13 protein-coding genes are annotated in these 16,253 nt (G+C 40.2%); 5 read left to right on the forward strand and 8 right to left on the reverse strand.

What is annotated here, in order from left to right; all coding sequences use genetic code 11:
- Positions 1 to 103: 103 nt before the first annotated feature.
- From ACYVFA_RS00700 to ACYVFA_RS00730, 7 genes are all read right to left on the reverse strand, one after another.
- The gene (locus ACYVFA_RS00700; protein ID WP_460469857.1) at positions 104 to 1,072 is read right to left on the reverse strand and encodes a 2-hydroxyacid dehydrogenase; all 969 of its coding nucleotides are present in this window, start codon (positions 1,070 to 1,072) and stop codon (positions 104 to 106) included.
- The gene (locus tag ACYVFA_RS00705; protein ID WP_460469858.1) at positions 1,069 to 1,563 is read right to left on the reverse strand and encodes a VOC family protein; all 495 of its coding nucleotides are present in this window, start codon (positions 1,561 to 1,563) and stop codon (positions 1,069 to 1,071) included. The genes ACYVFA_RS00700 and ACYVFA_RS00705 overlap by 4 nt, the downstream gene beginning before the upstream one ends.
- 93 nt (positions 1,564 to 1,656) lie before the next feature.
- A complete protein-coding gene (locus ACYVFA_RS00710; RefSeq protein WP_460469859.1) occupies positions 1,657 to 2,823 on the reverse strand; it encodes a mandelate racemase/muconate lactonizing enzyme family protein in 1,167 nt (388 codons plus the stop codon).
- 73 nt (positions 2,824 to 2,896) lie between these two features.
- Positions 2,897 to 3,781: a sugar phosphate isomerase/epimerase family protein gene (locus ACYVFA_RS00715; RefSeq protein WP_460469860.1), complete on the reverse strand. Its 885-nt coding sequence runs from the start codon at positions 3,779 to 3,781 to the stop codon at positions 2,897 to 2,899.
- 254 nt (positions 3,782 to 4,035) lie between these two features.
- A complete protein-coding gene (locus tag ACYVFA_RS00720) occupies positions 4,036 to 7,011 on the reverse strand; it encodes a glycoside hydrolase family 3 N-terminal domain-containing protein (RefSeq protein WP_460469861.1) in 2,976 nt (991 codons plus the stop codon).
- 116 nt (positions 7,012 to 7,127) lie between these two features.
- The gene (locus ACYVFA_RS00725) at positions 7,128 to 8,186 is read right to left on the reverse strand and encodes a 2Fe-2S iron-sulfur cluster-binding protein (RefSeq protein ID WP_460469862.1); all 1,059 of its coding nucleotides are present in this window, start codon (positions 8,184 to 8,186) and stop codon (positions 7,128 to 7,130) included.
- A gap of 152 nt (positions 8,187 to 8,338) precedes the next feature.
- A complete protein-coding gene (locus ACYVFA_RS00730) occupies positions 8,339 to 10,786 on the reverse strand; it encodes a T9SS type A sorting domain-containing protein (protein WP_460469863.1) in 2,448 nt (815 codons plus the stop codon).
- 352 nt (positions 10,787 to 11,138) lie between these two features.
- On the opposite strand from ACYVFA_RS00730, the gene rplM reads away from it, so the two are divergent.
- The 3 genes from rplM (at position 11,139) to rpsB (ending at position 13,037) form a co-directional block, all read left to right on the forward strand.
- Positions 11,139 to 11,588 carry a large ribosomal subunit protein uL13 gene (gene rplM, locus ACYVFA_RS00735; RefSeq protein ID WP_460469864.1) on the forward strand — a complete coding sequence of 150 codons (450 nt, stop codon included), beginning with the start codon at positions 11,139 to 11,141 and terminating at the stop codon, positions 11,586 to 11,588.
- Positions 11,589 to 11,638: 50 nt separating this feature from the next.
- A complete protein-coding gene (gene rpsI, locus ACYVFA_RS00740; protein ID WP_460469865.1) occupies positions 11,639 to 12,025 on the forward strand; it encodes a 30S ribosomal protein S9 in 387 nt (128 codons plus the stop codon).
- Positions 12,026 to 12,182: 157 nt separating this feature from the next.
- Positions 12,183 to 13,037 (forward strand): small ribosomal subunit protein uS2, encoded by an 855-nt coding sequence (rpsB, locus tag ACYVFA_RS00745; protein WP_460469866.1) that lies wholly within the window; start codon positions 12,183 to 12,185, stop codon positions 13,035 to 13,037.
- Positions 13,038 to 13,226: 189 nt separating this feature from the next.
- Here the strand turns inward: rpsB and ACYVFA_RS00750 are convergent, their stop codons facing one another.
- Positions 13,227 to 14,552 carry a sensor histidine kinase gene (locus ACYVFA_RS00750; RefSeq protein ID WP_460469867.1) on the reverse strand — a complete coding sequence of 442 codons (1,326 nt, stop codon included), beginning with the start codon at positions 14,550 to 14,552 and terminating at the stop codon, positions 13,227 to 13,229.
- Between the two features lie 161 nt (positions 14,553 to 14,713).
- On the opposite strand from ACYVFA_RS00750, the gene ACYVFA_RS00755 reads away from it, so the two are divergent.
- Both ACYVFA_RS00755 and ACYVFA_RS00760 read left to right on the forward strand, forming a co-directional pair.
- A complete protein-coding gene (locus ACYVFA_RS00755) occupies positions 14,714 to 15,364 on the forward strand; it encodes a hypothetical protein (protein WP_460469868.1) in 651 nt (216 codons plus the stop codon).
- A gap of 106 nt (positions 15,365 to 15,470) precedes the next feature.
- Positions 15,471 to 16,193 carry a YebC/PmpR family DNA-binding transcriptional regulator gene (locus ACYVFA_RS00760; protein ID WP_460469869.1) on the forward strand — a complete coding sequence of 241 codons (723 nt, stop codon included), beginning with the start codon at positions 15,471 to 15,473 and terminating at the stop codon, positions 16,191 to 16,193.
- The last annotated feature ends 60 nt before the right edge of the window (positions 16,194 to 16,253 follow it).

Consider the following 16,253-nt stretch of genomic DNA (forward strand, 5'->3'; position numbering starts at 1 on the left):
CGGGTCGCCCTAAATCCCTTTCGGCTTCGGCGGTCCGACCCCAACAGCGGGGAAAGGGACTTTTTTTGCCCTTCCCATTGTTGGGGAGGGTTGGGTGGGGTTTTTATAAATTTAACTCTTTTCTATTAAAAATACTTTCAGGTTGAGGTGATCCTCCTGATAAAATAGCCAACACATTTTTCACGGTCGACACACACATATATTTGTAAGTAGTGGCTGTAAGGCTTCCTACGTGAGCCGTAATGATAGTCTTGGGATGGCTTAATAATGGCTCATCCTGTGCCGGTGGCTCTACCACCAATACATCAGCTCCAAATCCACCGATTACCCCATTATTTAAGGCATCTACCAAGGCTTTCTGATCTACCAAAGCTCCTCTGGCTGTGTTAATCAGAATCGCATGTGATTTCATCATAGCTAATTCTTTTTCACCTATCAGGTTTTTGGTATCTTCAAATAAGGGCAAATGCAAAGTAATAATATCTGATACTTTCAGAACCTCTTCTAAAGGCAAACCCTGATATTCTGATTGTACTGGAAACTTGTCCCAATACACGACATTCATACTAAAAGCATCACCTAATTTGGCTACTCGCTTGCCGATATTACCCATGCCTAAAACCCCGAGAGTTTTGCCATGAAGTTCGTCTCCTACAAACTGATTTCTCCAATCCCAGTTACCTGCTTTTACCTGTCTGGCTGATTCGTATAAATTACGTTGTAACATCAGCATTAAGGTAATGGCATGCTCGGCAATCGTACTTGAATTAGAACCTGGCGCATTTACTACTTTTATTTTACGCGCAGTAGCTTCTTTGATATCTACATTATCAAGTCCAACGCCACAACGAGCAATTACTTGTAGATTAGGACAAGCCTCCATCAATTGTTTGTTTCCCTGCCCTTTTCCTCTGGTAATTACTCCATCAATAGAGTTTTCTTGCAAAATAGTAGCTAAAGGTGTATCTCCGTAAGCTGTAAAGATTTCTATTTCTCCTGCCGAAGCAGCATTATTGAGCAAATCCATTGCTTCATCAGCAACGGTTTCTAAAAGCAATACGTTTTTTTTCATTTTTTGTCGTGATATAAAGTCGCATCAGCTGATTTATATCCTCTGAAATCATTACGCCCTGAAACATAAATACCTGCTTTGAATAGCTCTTCATCTTCAAAAATCTTCGGGTCAATCTCACTTCCCGGTAATGATGATATTTCAACCAGATTACCGGATGGATCACGCACGAACATCTGCATAGCACCATCAGGCAATTGACGAACTTTGCCCCAAGGCAGAATATCAATCACACCCAATTCTTTCATACGGTAGAAAATAGTATTAAAATCGTCTACCTGCACACATACGTGTCCTCTGAATGAGTAGGTATCATCCCATTCTGTCAGGTGTAACTGTTGCTCTTCATTAAATTTAAAGAAGGCAGTCGGGTAGTCGAACAAAAAAGCTGGTAAAGGCTCTAAGCCCATCTCTTTTTCATAAAATTCGCAAGCTTTTTCAAGGTTGCTTACTACCAATGCCACATGGTTTATTTTTACTGCTTTTGCCATAGTTTTATAGGTTATTTTTATTAGTCACGATGTACATAGAGTACGGGGACGCCTAGTCAAAGTTTCACTAATAAAATCTTATAGGGTATCTGATTAAACTGTTTGCTTAAATTCCTTCACAAAATCCCAGTTCGGAGTTAGACCCAAGCCCGGGGCGGTTGGTGCTTCAATCATGCCATCAATGGCTTGTATTTTTTCCTGTACCAGGTCATACATCATCGGGTTACCGCCTAATGAAAACTCTATGATAGTAGCAGCAGGAGCAGCAAAGGCTACATTTACACCTGCCATAAACGAGAAAGCCGAACCCCAGCAATGAGGCGCTAATTCCAGTTGATACGCATGCGCCAGATGTGCTACACGCATGGCTTCTGTGATACCACCAATAATAGCCGAATCAGGTTGAACTACGTCTAAGGCACGTACTTCAATCAAATCACGCACATCAAAGGCGGTATATTCACTTTCACCCGCTGCAATCGGGATAGATGTTGAGGCTTTTACCTCGGCTGTGCCATGGCGGTTATCGGGACTGATAGGTTCTTCAAACCAATAGAGATTACAGTCCTCTACCCCACGGCAAAACTGTTTAGCTTCCGGTACACTAAAAGTACCGTGTGCATCGGTCATTAATTTAATATTTTCACCTAATGCTTCTCTGGCAGCTCTTACGCGTCTGATACTCTCCTGCACGGTTTCGTCCATTACCCCCACACGCATCTTTACACCCTGAAAACCTTTTGAAACATAGCCTAACAATTGCTCTCCGATTTTATCAGTTCCTGCCCAGCCACCGCTGGCATAAGCAGGCATTTTCTCTCTGCAAGCTCCCCCTAACAGTTCAACCACAGGTACGCCTAAGGCTTTACCTTTTAAGTCCCAAAGGGCTGTATCAACGCCGCTCATGGCCGAGATAGTTAAACCTCTTCTGCCTAGTATAGGGAATTTACGGCCTCTTTTCAGCGCATAGTGGTCGCGTGTTCCGTTATAAATATGTTCCCAGATGCGGGTAATATGTCGGGCATCTTTGCCTACCAGCAAAGGCTTTATTTCTTTTTCTACACAAGTAACAATAGAGGCACACACGCCCGAAGACCCTACGGCGGCCTTTGCTTCACCAAACCCTTGTAAGCCTGTATCTGTGGTTATGACAACCAGTGTCATATCAAAGTCGGTCAACAGACCATAATCTGAAAAATGTTGTTTTTCTTTAGGAATCGGGCAGCGAAGCCAGAAAGCTTCTACATTGGTAATTTTCATTATAAAATAGGTTGGTGGCTGCTAAATAGCCGTTTTAGGTATTTTTTAAGCGAGCAGGATGCTCGCGCCACAATTATAGCAGTGGTCTTAGGGTTTCGATAGACTTTCTTGTCAGCATCGAATAGAATTCTTCTGTAACTGAAGAACTACCGTGGTCTTCCAGAAATTTCTTTTGCTCAGGGCTTAATCCTTCCGGACTCAGTTCAATCGAATTTGGATAAGGATTGGCAGGAGTTCTATCTAAAGGAGCACAGAATTCTACTGATAACACCTGATCATATTCAATTTCACGAAGCGTTTCAATGATTTTAGGCCAGTTGATAGTTCCCATTCCCGGAGCCATACGGTTACTATCAGCCACGTGGAAACCTACTAAACGTCCTTTGGCACGACGGATAGCATCATAAGTATTTTCTTCTTCAATATTCATGTGGAAAGTATCCAGACATACCCCACATTTTGGGCCTACTGCTTCGGCTAGTGCCAGCGCCTGGTCGCCTCTATTAATAAAATAGGTTTCAAAACGGTTGATTGGCTCAATACCTAATAAGATACCCACGCTTTCGGCATATTCATACACTTGTTTCATTCCCTCAATAGCCCACTCCCACTCTTCGTCCGGTCTGCCATCAGGTATAATTTTCCCTACAGTTCCCGGAACTACTGATACCATCTGGCCATCGAGTTCTTTTACCATCGTCACTACATCCTTAATGTATTGTACTGATTTTGCTCTTTGTGCTTTGTCTTTGGCGAGTAGATTTCTGTCTTCCAGCATCAGGGTTACCGAACCCCAACAAGTTAGTCCGTGGTCTTTTAGTAGCTGATTTACTTTTTTGGTATCATACGCCTCCGGGCTTCCCTGAATCTCCAGTTTGTCGTAGCCCAATCCGGCAATTCGCTTAATAGTAGTCTCTATGGATTCTGCCCGCATCCAGTTGTGAATCGAAATTTCCATTTTAAAGGTTATAAGTGTTGAATATATATAGGAACACTAGGGTAAAGCGCTCTAAGGCAAAAATAATAGTAATTGTTTGTTTTCTTTGATTTTTCAAAGATATTATTTGCTCCTCAAGTCAATCGAAAAAACTATATATATCTTTATTAATACGAACCTAAATCGATTTAGTACTCCTTTAGACTGGATTTTTTATACATAAAAATGATGAAGAAAAACTAAGAGAAGAAAGTAAACGGTGATGAACAGAATTCTTACTGCGTAATAATCGCTTCATTAATTATCTCATGAATCCTTTTTCTGATTCTGAGAGTATTGATTTTGTTGTTGGTAGAAAGTGGATATACTCTATTGGAAAGGAAAATAAAAATTAACTCACGGTCAGGGTCAACCCAGACGACTGTTCCCGTAAAACCGGAATGTCCATAAGTATCATCAGAAGCTGTTGAACCTACAATAGGGCTATCGCCTGAACTCGGTTTATCCCAGCCTAAACCTCTATGGCTTTTCTGGGTATAGTTTTTTGCAAAATGTGTCACGGTTTCGGGGAATAGAAAGTTTCTCCCACCATAAAACCCATGTTGCAAATTCATCTGAAATAGCTTTACTAAGTCGGTGGCATTGCTGAATAATCCGGCATGACCGGAGACACCTCCGAGCAGGGCAGCATTAGGGTCATGTACTGTACCCTGAATTTGCGAGGCTCTGAAAATTGCTTCGTTTTCGGTAGGAGCAATGTTGTTTTTAGGAAATCTTTGTAGTGGATTGAACAACGTAGAGGTCATCCCCAAAGGTTCGTAAAGGTTTTGCGTCAGAAACTCATCCAAAGGCTGATTGGTGATGCGTTCTACCAATTTTTGCAGAATCATCAAGCCTAAATCACTATAAGTATAGCGATAACCTCCAAGCTTATCATAAATATTCAATAGTTTCGACTGAATCACCCAATGCCAGACAGAATCTCTGATACTTGGCTTGATGTATAAATTAGTTGCTACCTGTAAGTTTTGGGGTACTTGTAAGCTGTCATATACTGTGCTATAATAGTCGCTGCTTAGCACGGCTCCCTTTTTGGTTTTTTCCCAGAAAGGCACAAAGGCTACCAAACCGGCCTGATGCATTAATATATCTGAAATCAGCATATTTTCCTTATTCGAGCCCTTCATTTCTGGGAGGTATTTAGATATTTTTTCATTCATATCTATTTCTCCCCGCTCGTTCAGCATCATTACCGTTTGCAGGGTTGCCGTAACTTTAGTCATGGAAGCAATATCATACAAAGTCTCGCTTGTGACAGGCTCATACAAACCATAACGCAGGTTACCAAAGTTTTTGTTATACACTACTTTGCCCTGCCGTGCCACCAAAATCTGACAACCCGGAAATGCTCGATTATCAATGCCTTGTTGCACCACCTGTTCAATCTCATCTAATTTGCGGCTATCCATACCCACACTTTCAGCATTGCCGAACGAAACCCTGCCCAATTTAGGTGTCTGAATGCCGTTACCTACTTTTAAATTATTGTCTACTGTAACCGGCAAACGACCTTTTGCTGGCAAAGCGCCGAATAATATCTGAGGCACTACTTTATGAGAGATAGGGTCATCTTCATAGCCACACACCAGATTGCGCGAAGAACCATAGAGTTTTAAACCATAAGGATTCCCAAAGGCACATACAATCACATAAGTTTTCTGGCTTAGCTGATTAATAAAATCAACTGTGGCAGGTGATACGCCATAATTCCGCTCGCCTTTGCTATTCATGCCATGAACGCTCACTACAACCACTTTGTATTTAGCCGCCTCATCTAATACCCACGCCACATCTTTGTCTGAACTTGGCTTGAATGGCACAGTAAAATGCTTGAAATTGGCGTACTGGCTTAAGCCTTTCTGAAACTGATTATCATAATCGCCACTGATGGCTACGGAGGCAAAAGTAGTGGTATCTAAATGGGTAAAAGGCAAGAGATTATCCTGATTGCGAACAATCGTAACGGCCTGCTCAAACAATTCAGTTTTCAAATCAATTGATTTTTTACCATTTAAATCAGTACCTAAACCTGCTATATCAACCGGTTTGTATTTGCTTAGCCCTGCCCAGTATTTGGCTTTCAGAATTTTTTTTACACGGGCATTCAGCACTTCTTCAGAAATCTGTCCGGTTTCTACGGCCTGTTTGATTCTTTTAAATGCCGCTGGCAGGTTACCCGTTTGTAGCAATACATCATTCCCTGCCATAAATGCCAGAAACTCCGGCTCGCCAGGCTGTAAACCTTGGGTAATGCCCCGCATATTCAAGGCATCTGTTACAGTCAAGCCTTTAAAACCCATCTGGTTTTTGATAATTTCTGTCACAATTTTTTCAGAAATGGAGGTAGGCGTTGCACCACGTGGCTCTAAAGCAGGCACAAATAAATGACCAGTCATGACTGTACCTACGCTATCAGCAATCAGGCGACGGAAGGGATATAATTCTACTTCATTGAGGCGTTGTAAGGTATGATTTACTACCGGAAGCGTTCGGTGAGAATCCTGGTCAGTATCTCCATGACCCGGGAAATGCTTGGCACTACCCAGCACATTGTATTTCTTCATCCCACGCACATAAGCTAATCCTTTTTCAGCTACATTCACCTGTGATTCACCAAATGAACGGTAGTTGATAATCGGGTTATCAGGATTGGTATTGACATCAATAGAAGGAGCAAAATTGATATGGATACCCATGCGTTTGCATTGGCGGCCTATTTCCTGACCAAACTTCTCCACATAGCTATTGTCCTGAATGGCCCCTAAAGTAATCTGTTTCGGAAAATCAATGGCACTATCCAGACGCATACCCAGGCCCCACTCGGCATCAATTCCAATCATCATTGGAATACGTGAAATCTGTTGGTAACGATTGGTGAGTTTAGCCTGGCGATACGGGCCTCCTTGAAAGAAGATCAAACCACCTAAGTGATAGGTAGCAATGTTATTTTCAACCTGCTGATAGTATTTTTCTGTACGATTCGAGAAAGTAGCAACCATAAATAGCTGCCCTACTTTTTCGTCCAAAGACATAGTAGCCAAGAGGCTGTCGGCCCACTTTTCTTGTTGAGTCTGGTAGTCTAAACGTTTAGGGGATAAAATAAATGAACTGAAAACGGTAATTAAGCTCAAAGCAAAAGCCCCTGTAAAAATAATCTTCCTAGCACGCACGATTCCTGAAATTTTAAACATTAACGCCAAATAGAGGCTTTTATTTTTGAAAAAGAGGATGTTTGCACATCCTCTTTTGTAAAGGTATTATCAGAATTGAAATACTAATATTCGTATAGAATTGTTTTAATTTTTTTTTAATCCATTTCAACCACAACACCTGCCGTAATTGGGTGAGCTACACAGGTAAGAATATACCCCTGTGCAATTTCTTTATCGGTCAAGCCCTCTTCTTCATCCATTTTCACCTTACCTTCTACACATTTACCCATACAGGCTGTACACATACCCGCCTGACATGAATAAGGTAAGTCTATGTCTAAATCCAGCGCTGCTTCGAGGATGCTCTGGTGAGGTTTTACTTCAAACTCATACTCATCGCCATCATAGATTATTTTCACAGTTTGGGCTTTGAGTGAGTTATCATTTTCTTCTACATGGATTTCATCCAGCATTGGGGCATGGAAATTCTCTCTGTGAATCTGGCTTTTATCTACATTATAGATATTTAATCCTTTTATCACATCTTCCATCATTCCCTCAGGGCCACACAAATAGAAATGGTCTTTAGCAAAATCAGTATAAGAATCTTTCATGAAACGAATACTGATGCCCTGACTGATGCGGCCAATCTGCCCTACCCATAAATCGGACGGGCGGGAAATAATATGATGCACTGTCAAACGATTGCGGTAAGTATACTCCAATTCCTCAATTTTATCTTTAAAAATAATGCTGCCCTCTGTACGGTTTCCATATACCAAAGTAACCCTTGATTTAGGTTCCATTTTCAGCACAGATTTCATGATAGACACCATCGGTGTAATGCCACTCCCAGCTGCAAAAAGCACCAGGTGGCGTGAGTTTTCAGCATCTGTTTCTACATAGAAATTGCCCAATGGCTCAACTACTTCCAGAAAATCACCTACTTTTACTCTATCATTCAGATAATTAGAAACTAATCCGCCTAATACACGCTTCACGGTAATACCGATAGAAGTATCTGTATGCGGCGAAGTAGACATAGAATAACTTCTACGTACCTTTTTGCCATCAATTGGCACTATTACCGAAATAAATTGCCCTGCTTTATATTTTATCTGTTCACTCAATGGGTGCCAGAAATAAATCGTTACACAATCGGGAGTCTCAACTACAACTTCTTTTACCTGAAGAAAATACGTTTTTAATGCCATGATTTACTATTGAGCGATTGAGTGAATGAGTGATTGAGTGATTAATTATTGGTTGTCCATTTTCACCTAAAAGTCAATGCAATTAAGCTAATTCGCACAATCAAAATTCAAAATAATCACTAAATCACTCATTCACTAAATCACTCAATTTCCTAGTTTTCTATAATAATTTTTTTAACTGCTTCTCTTTGTGAGGTGTTTACTTTTACCAGATATTGGCCTCTGGTGAAATAGCGGATATCTATTACCTCTTGCTGATAACCACCAGTAGCCTTGATATTTCTTTCACCTACCACCGAACCCCGCATATCAATTAATGAAATATTCACCGGATTATTTGCCAGTCCATAAAACTCTACTATTACCTCGTGGCTTGTCGGGTTCGGGAAAGTACGGATATTGATTTCCCTTTCTACACCCAGCACATTGTTGATCATTACTGTTGTTTCTGCCTTGGCTGTACAATTATTAATATCAGTCACCACTACACTATAAACACCACCCATCGTTAAGGCCGCACTCAAGATAGTAGGATTCTGCTCATTTGAAGTAAACGAGGCCGGGCCAGTCCATGAATATTTTACTCCACCTGTACTGCTTAGTTTAATAGACTCACCTATAAAATACGGACCTGCATTGCTGGCAGTAGCCGTAGCCTTGTTGACTTGCAAAGAAACTTCCTGAGAAGGCACACTATTATCACAGCCCTGAACACTACAAACAGCCGTAAAAACAGATGAGTTTTCAAGAACCAGAGAAATAGATTTTCCTTCCTGATTATTTGACCATTTAATTACCCCAGCCTCACAGCCTGAGCCTGTCAACTTAAAGGTTTCGCCTAAACAAGCCGACAATTTATCTGCTGTGATAATAGGAGCCCCTGCTTCGGCTATCATCACATCTATGGTATTACCGCTTTCAATGACTGGCGAAGTCGAAATAACCTTTACTTTATAGGTACCCTTTGCCAGACCTTGCGGAGTTTTTACATTGATGGTCTTTCTGGAATCCATACCGATTTCGGTAGCATTCGCAAAGCTGCCGGTAGTATCAGATAAAAGCACCTTAAAATTATTGTCTAAACCGAATGCAGGGCCATTGGTTACAAGCGAAACCGAGAAAGTTTGTCCGGCACAGAATTTATTGGCATCAATCGGAGTAACATTGATAGTAGGTAAATCTTCGAAGCCAAAACGCCCTGTTTCTGAAATATAATTGGTGTATAAATCAACCGTATAACCTATTCCATCAGATTGTTCTTTGTTTGCACTCCATAATACAATCACACCCCCTTTTGGATAAGGTACCAGGCGAGCACCGCCATAAAAAGTATAATCTTTAAAAGAGATACCATCGTTCCCGAATCTTTTTTGGCCATTATTATCAAAATGTTGCACTGTCAGGTCATAGCCCACCTCTTTAGGCTGAAGCCATAAGGTATAGACTCCATCCTTGCCATCTGATTCCAGTTTATTAGGTAAAGAATAGGGTTTATTTGAACGTGGTGTAAACACTTCATTCTTCCATAGGATAGAGCCATTTGATGTCAGTTTCGCTATAATAAAAGGTTGCTGCGGATTGGCTGTTTCAAGCCAGGTGGCTATACCGCCTCCGTCGCTAGTAGGCACTATCTGCAAATCAAAGGTATGGTCAGTACCCATATTCACGCCATTCTCTCCCCATAATGGGTTCCCGTCTACATCTACTTTATTAGCAATTACAAACTTTCTGCCATCTCCTGTATCTAAGGTACGACCAATAACCGCATTGCCCTCATTATCTAATTTGAAAAGGTCTATGCGAGAGTTGCCAAAAGCAGGATTCTGATAAATGACTTTGGGTGTAGCAATAATTGGTGTATTGTCGGCTTTGAAAGTCTGATACACATAATCGAATTGACTATGTTTTTGCAGGGTAAGAAATCTACTGTTTTTTATATCATAGATAACTTTGTCTTCTATGCGGTCATGGGCATAAAGAACTTTTTCGTCTTCTATGGTCTGTCCTTCGTAATTCAGTTTCTTTGTAAAGACTGTATTAGTGCTCGTATTCTTATCATATTGATTAAAATAGACCAGCAACTGATTATTTTTCAGGTCAACTATATCAAAAATATCATCATAAGGTTGCAAGGTTGTTAATTCTTTTTCTGTGACTTTTACGCCTTCTTCTCCCCACAACGGCTTACCCTCTTTATCAACGTGTTGTGCATAAAACAATCGCTTCTCAAGATTATTAACATCGGGCAATAAGTGCCAGCCGATGTACGCTCCCCCTTGCCCATCAGGTCTGATTATCCTTTGAGAATAGATAACGGCATACTTATCTAAAATTTTCCCGATTTTTACGCCATTCTTTTCCCATAGCGGCACTCCTCTGCTATCAAATTTCTGCACATACAGATCAAGCTTATCAGTTCTGTAATCGGTCCATATATAATAACTATTGGCTTCTTCGTCGGTTGCATATAGCATGGCATCCTGAAAATTGATGGCATCGCAGATTACTACCGGCTTGGTATCATTCAGTTTCCATTGCGCCACGGCTGGTTGAAGCAGCACCAGAAAAATGGCAAGGCTTAAAAGTTGTTTTAATCTCATTGCTGTTTATGGGAGGTTATAACATGACTCTAAAAATCTAACAAAATTAGCTTCTTATTACGATAAGAACTAATTTTCAACGATTTAGCAGAAAATAAATTAGAAAGAATTGCTTTTTTTTAAAGAATTGTCTAATTTTGCAGCCCCAAAATACCACCCTCGTAGCGTAGCCCGTTTGTTCGGGGGGATTGCTAATTTTGAGAAGTAACTGTTTCCGGAGTTGCTAAGTGTTGCTTCAACACCTCGAAAATTATCGAAAAAGAGTCATGGTGTGTTAGTCAAAGCTTTTGGGGGCAATGATTAAAACGACAATGACACAAGCTTTTTTCAAACACATTTAATTTTAAAAATTGTGAAACATTTAAGTTACAAAACGATTTCCGCTAACGACGGAACCGTGAATAAAGAATGGGTGGTTATTGACGCTACCGACAAAGTTTTAGGTCGTTTGTGCAGCCAGATCGCGAACATCATTCGTGGTAAAAACAAAACAAACTATACTCCGCATGTGGATTGTGGTGATAACGTAATTGTGATCAACGCTGAGAAAATCCGTTTGACAGGAAAGAAAATGACTGACAAAGTTTATATCCGCCATACAGGCCACCCAGGTGGACAACGTTTTGCTACCCCTCGTGAGGTATTAGCGAAAGATGGTCGTCGTGTAGTTGAATATGCCGTAAAAGGTATGTTACCAAAAGGACGTTTAGGTCGTCGTCTTTACACTAATCTATATGTGTACGAAGGACCAAATCACCCACATGCAGCTCAATCGCCAAAAACTGTTGAACTGTCATACTAATCGGGCAAACATTTTAATTTTTAGAAAATTTTCAAAAATCCTATATAATAATGCAAGTTATCAACGCAGTAGGTAGAAGAAAAACAGCCGTTGCCCGTATCTATATGAAACAGGGAAATGGAGCAGTTACTGTGAATGGTCGTGAATTAAAGGAGTATTTTCCTTCTGAGATTCTTCAAATCGTTTTGAACCAACCATTTACTGCAGTAAATGCAACTGGTCAGTACGATCTTAAAGTAAATGTACAAGGTGGTGGTATTGCCGGACAAGCAGAAGCAGTGCGTATGGCAATTGCTCGTGCATTGTGTGAAGCAAACATCGAGAACCGTCCTGCATTGAAAAAAGAAGGTTTCTTAACTCGTGACTCTCGTATGGTTGAGCGTAAGAAATACGGTCGCCGTAAAGCTCGTAAGAGATTCCAATTCTCGAAACGTTAATATTTTTTACGAATTACATCTGGTTGTTGCGCCGGTTGGCTGGCACCAATTATATGTAATTCGTAAATTCTTTTTTGTCCAGACAGCACTTACAGTGATGCCGACGTGCTGTGCTGCGTAGTTTAATTTTTTCAAACAATTTATCATTTTACCAAAAATGGCACAATTAGAGTACAAAGACCTTTTAGATGCAGGTGTACACTTTGGTCACCTTACCCGTAAATGGGATCCGAAAATGGCTCCATATATCTTCATGGAGAAAAACGGTATCCACATCATCGACCTTAACAAAACTTTAGCTTGTATTGAGGAAGCTCAACAAGTAGTTAAAGGTATTGTTCGTTCTGGTCGTAAAATCATGTTTGTTGCTACAAAAAAACAAGCACAGGAAATCGTGGCAGAAGAAGCAAAACGCTTGAAAATGCCTTTCGTTACTGAGCGTTGGTTAGGTGGTATGTTGACAAACTTTGCAACTATCAAGAAATCTTTGAAAAAATTGCAAAATATTGAGCGTATGTTGAAAGACGAATCAACTGCGGGCAATATGGCAAAACGCGAACGCTTGATGCTTGATCGTGACCGTATCAAATTAGAAAGATTATTAGGTGGTGTAGCTGATTTATCAAGACTTCCAGCGGCTCTTTTCGTTGTTGACGTAAAACGTGAACACTTAGCAGTAGCTGAAGCACATAGATTAGGTATCCCGGTAATCGCTATGTGTGATACTAACTCAAATCCAGAGGCAGTTGAGTACCCAATCCCAGCTAATGATGATGCTTACAAATCAGTTGCTTTAGTAACCCTTGCATTAGGAAAAGCAATCGAAGAAGGTATCATGGAGCGTAAAATGGATAAAGATAACGCTGCTCTTCAAGAAGAAGAAGATGCAAAACGTGCAGTAGACGAAGCAGCTCCTAAAGCTAAAGCGGTTGCAGAGGAAACACCTGTTTTACCAATCGAAGATGAAACTCCGGTTGCCGCAGCAGAAGCAAGCGAAGAAACAGAAGCATAATTTGCTATAGATTTATACTGAAAACAGCCCGTAATCGTAGATTATGGGCTGTTTTTGTATTGCAATACGTCTCCAAGGGCCTAACCTTTCCAGCTAATGTATTTTAGCGCAAAGTTTGAAAAGACTAGATAATTATTCTGATATTCACACATAATGAATTACGTCGCTACTGAAAAATGTAATCATCTCCTAAAATATAATCAAAAACTTACTACCTTCCCCTACTTTCGACGATACCTTCAGATTTCCGCCATGCATCTGCATAATCTGTCTGGAAAGGCTCAATCCAATACCGGAACCTGTTTTCTTGGTAGTGTAGAATGGGATAAATATTTTCTCTAAAGCTTCTGGCTCAATACCGCTTCCATTATCTGCAATCTCAATGATTCTCTGCTCATCTAGCTCAAATGTCCTGATTCGAATCTGTGGATTCAATCGGTTTTCTACTGATTCTACCGCATTCTTGATAATATTGATTAATACCATTTCTATCTGCTCTGTATCTGCCACCAACTCAAAATCTTCTTTGAAGTCAGTTTTTAAAACTACTTGTTTTTCTTTCAATTGTGGCTGAACCAGATTCAAGACCTGTGCTATCAGGTCTTTTGAATTAGTATCTACAAATTTAGGTTTAGGGATACTTGTAAACTCCCGGTAAGCATTCACAAAGTTCATAATACCCTTGCTCCGGTTTTCAATCGTAAAGAGGGCTTCTTTTAAATCTGCTACTGTTTCCTGAATATCATCTTTTTCTGCCAGGTCTAATTCAATGATTTCACGCATGGTACTAGCCAATGAAACAATCGGTGTTACCGAGTTCATGATTTCATGGCGCAATACTTTTGTCAGATTTTGCCAGGCTTCCAGCTCTTTTTGCTGTAACTCAGATTGAATATTCTGCAAAGAGATAAGCTTAATAACACGTCCTCTCAAGCTTACCGTAGCGGCATTGATAGATATCTGCTTTTCGTTAGAAGTCTGATAGAGTGCTTTGCTACCCGAAGAAATATCATTCAGAATATCAAATAGACCTGAATGGTTGGTCTTAGCCAATTCATTGATATTCCGCAGGCGATAGATATTAAGTATACGAAAAGCGGCATTATTGATTAATTCGATATTCCCAGAGGTGTCGTAAGACAGTAGCCCCACGTTCACATGTTGTACAATAGTATTGATATAATGGAGGTTAGCTTCTTTCTCGGCGCGCGCTTGTCGGAAAGCCTCTAATACCCCATTGAATTGCTGATTTACCTCTTCAAAGCTCTTACCTAATTTATTATCTGAACGAAACTTTACTGTAAAATCTGAATAACGCACCGATTCAAAAAAACGAGCTAATTTACGATTGATAGAGGTAGTATAAGTAAATATCCAGAAGAAAATGAGTGCCACTAAAATACTAAACAAGCCGACGGCAGACCATTGGCCCTGGAGAAAAAAATAAACCAATCCCATAAGGATTATACTCAGAATACCCACGCGCCAGATGATACCAATTGCAAAATGCCTCATGAATTTTAATAACTTGTTTATCTGAAATTAAAAGAGAATTAAGCTTTTAATCTTTTCGTAAATAAATGTATCTAAAATAAAGCCACGATTTGAAAAATCGTGATACAATACAAAAGAAATTTTCTCAAATTTCGTTAAATACTCGGTAAAACAATAATAAAATGAGCGCTAAACAATCAAATAGAAATTACATTGCGATAGTCCTTCTGGCAGCGGTCTTATCGGCCTGTTCTGCTTCAAGAGATTTCTTGTCCGACAATTTTGCTAAAGTAAGGAATACCCACCAGAAAGTGGCTATTCTGCCTTTTGATGTGCAGTTTGATAACCCTGCCAACCGTAAACCAGATGCCCGTGCCCAGAAGTTTTTCAGCCAGCAGGAACGTGAAGCGAGCTTAGATACGCAGAAAGAATTGTTTGCCTATGCCGCCAAACAGGTAGAAAAAGGCAAATATGAATTGGCTTTTCAGGATTTTTCTAAAACCAACAAGATACTGACCGAAAGTGGTATCAGATTAGAAGACATCGGCCAGCAGGATAAAGGGCATCTTGCGCGTTTATTAGGCGTTGATGCAGTTATCTGGGGGCAACTAGGTGTAACAATTACACGTCAGAACCGCTATTCGATGATGCCTAGCTATAATGGAAATGACGGCGTATCAACCAACGTTAATTTATTCGATGCGGCAAGTGGAGAGCTATTGTGGAAAACCAATTTATCTCAACGCCCAAGCAGCCGTCTGGATACCCCGCACCATATGTCGAGCCAATTGATAGCACAAGTGGCTAAACATTTGCCATATAGAGAGAAATAAGTGGATTTTTAATCGAAATTTTTCTAATTTCGCACGCTGAAACTCCTCCTTGCTTTTAGAGTAAAGCAAGGAGGATAATTATTAATACTAGAAATTATAATTATATATGGGAAGAGCGTTTGAATTTAGAAAAGCTCGTAAAATGAAGCGTTGGGGGCAAATGGCCAAAACATTTACCCGTATTGGTAAAGATATAGCAATTGCTGTAAAATCAGCAGGGCCAGACCCGAACAGTAACTCTCGCCTGAGAGCCATTATCCAGAATGCGAAGGCAGCTAATATGCCTAAAGCAAACGTAGAAAACGCGATCAAGCGAGCTTCTTCAAAAGATCAGGAAGACTACAAAGAGATGGTATATGAAGGATACGCACAACACGGTATTGCTATATTGGTTGAGTGTACTACCGATAACACCAATCGCTCGGTAGCCAATATCCGCAGCTATTTCTCAAAATGCGGAGGTAGCCTGGGTACAATGGGAATGTTAGATTTTATCTTCGACAGAAAATCTGTGTTTAAAATTGCGAAGACAGATAAGATAGATGTTGAAGAATTAGAATTTGAACTAATTGATTTTGGTGCAGAAGAAGTTTTCTTAGACGAAGAAACCAATCAAATCAATATCTATGGTGAGTTTACAGCTTTTGGAGCGATTCAGAAGTTTCTGGAAGAAAAAGGTTTTGAGTTATTGCAAGCTGATTTCGAGAGAATTCCGACTGATATGAAAACTATCTCGGAAACAGAAGCCGCAGACGTTGAAAAACTGATAGAAAAACTGGAAGAAGACGACGACGTGCAAAACGTCTATCATAATATGATAATCGCCTGATTTTAGTCATTAATATGCGTCAGAATCCTTTAAAGATTCTGACGTTTTTATTTATCCACC

It is taken from the genome of Emticicia fontis (assembly GCF_054779675.1).

Coding starts and splice junctions, on each gene's coding strand:
- ACYVFA_RS00725 (WP_460469862.1), bottom strand. CDS start 8,186: ATGGCATTAAAAACGTATTTTCTTCAGGTAAAAGAAGTTGTAGTTGAG.
- rpsB (WP_460469866.1), top strand. CDS start 12,183: ATGGCACAATTAGAGTACAAAGACCTTTTAGATGCAGGTGTACACTTT.
- ACYVFA_RS00750 (WP_460469867.1), bottom strand. CDS start 14,552: ATGAGGCATTTTGCAATTGGTATCATCTGGCGCGTGGGTATTCTGAGT.
- ACYVFA_RS00715 (WP_460469860.1), bottom strand. CDS start 3,781: ATGGAAATTTCGATTCACAACTGGATGCGGGCAGAATCCATAGAGACT.
- ACYVFA_RS00710 (WP_460469859.1), bottom strand. CDS start 2,823: ATGAAAATTACCAATGTAGAAGCTTTCTGGCTTCGCTGCCCGATTCCT.
- ACYVFA_RS00705 (WP_460469858.1), bottom strand. CDS start 1,563: ATGGCAAAAGCAGTAAAAATAAACCATGTGGCATTGGTAGTAAGCAAC.
- ACYVFA_RS00700 (WP_460469857.1), bottom strand. CDS start 1,072: ATGAAAAAAAACGTATTGCTTTTAGAAACCGTTGCTGATGAAGCAATG.
- rpsI (WP_460469865.1), top strand. CDS start 11,639: ATGCAAGTTATCAACGCAGTAGGTAGAAGAAAAACAGCCGTTGCCCGT.
- ACYVFA_RS00755 (WP_460469868.1), top strand. CDS start 14,714: ATGAGCGCTAAACAATCAAATAGAAATTACATTGCGATAGTCCTTCTG.
- ACYVFA_RS00730 (WP_460469863.1), bottom strand. CDS start 10,786: ATGAGATTAAAACAACTTTTAAGCCTTGCCATTTTTCTGGTGCTGCTT.
- ACYVFA_RS00720 (WP_460469861.1), bottom strand. CDS start 7,011: ATGTTTAAAATTTCAGGAATCGTGCGTGCTAGGAAGATTATTTTTACA.
- ACYVFA_RS00760 (WP_460469869.1), top strand. CDS start 15,471: ATGGGAAGAGCGTTTGAATTTAGAAAAGCTCGTAAAATGAAGCGTTGG.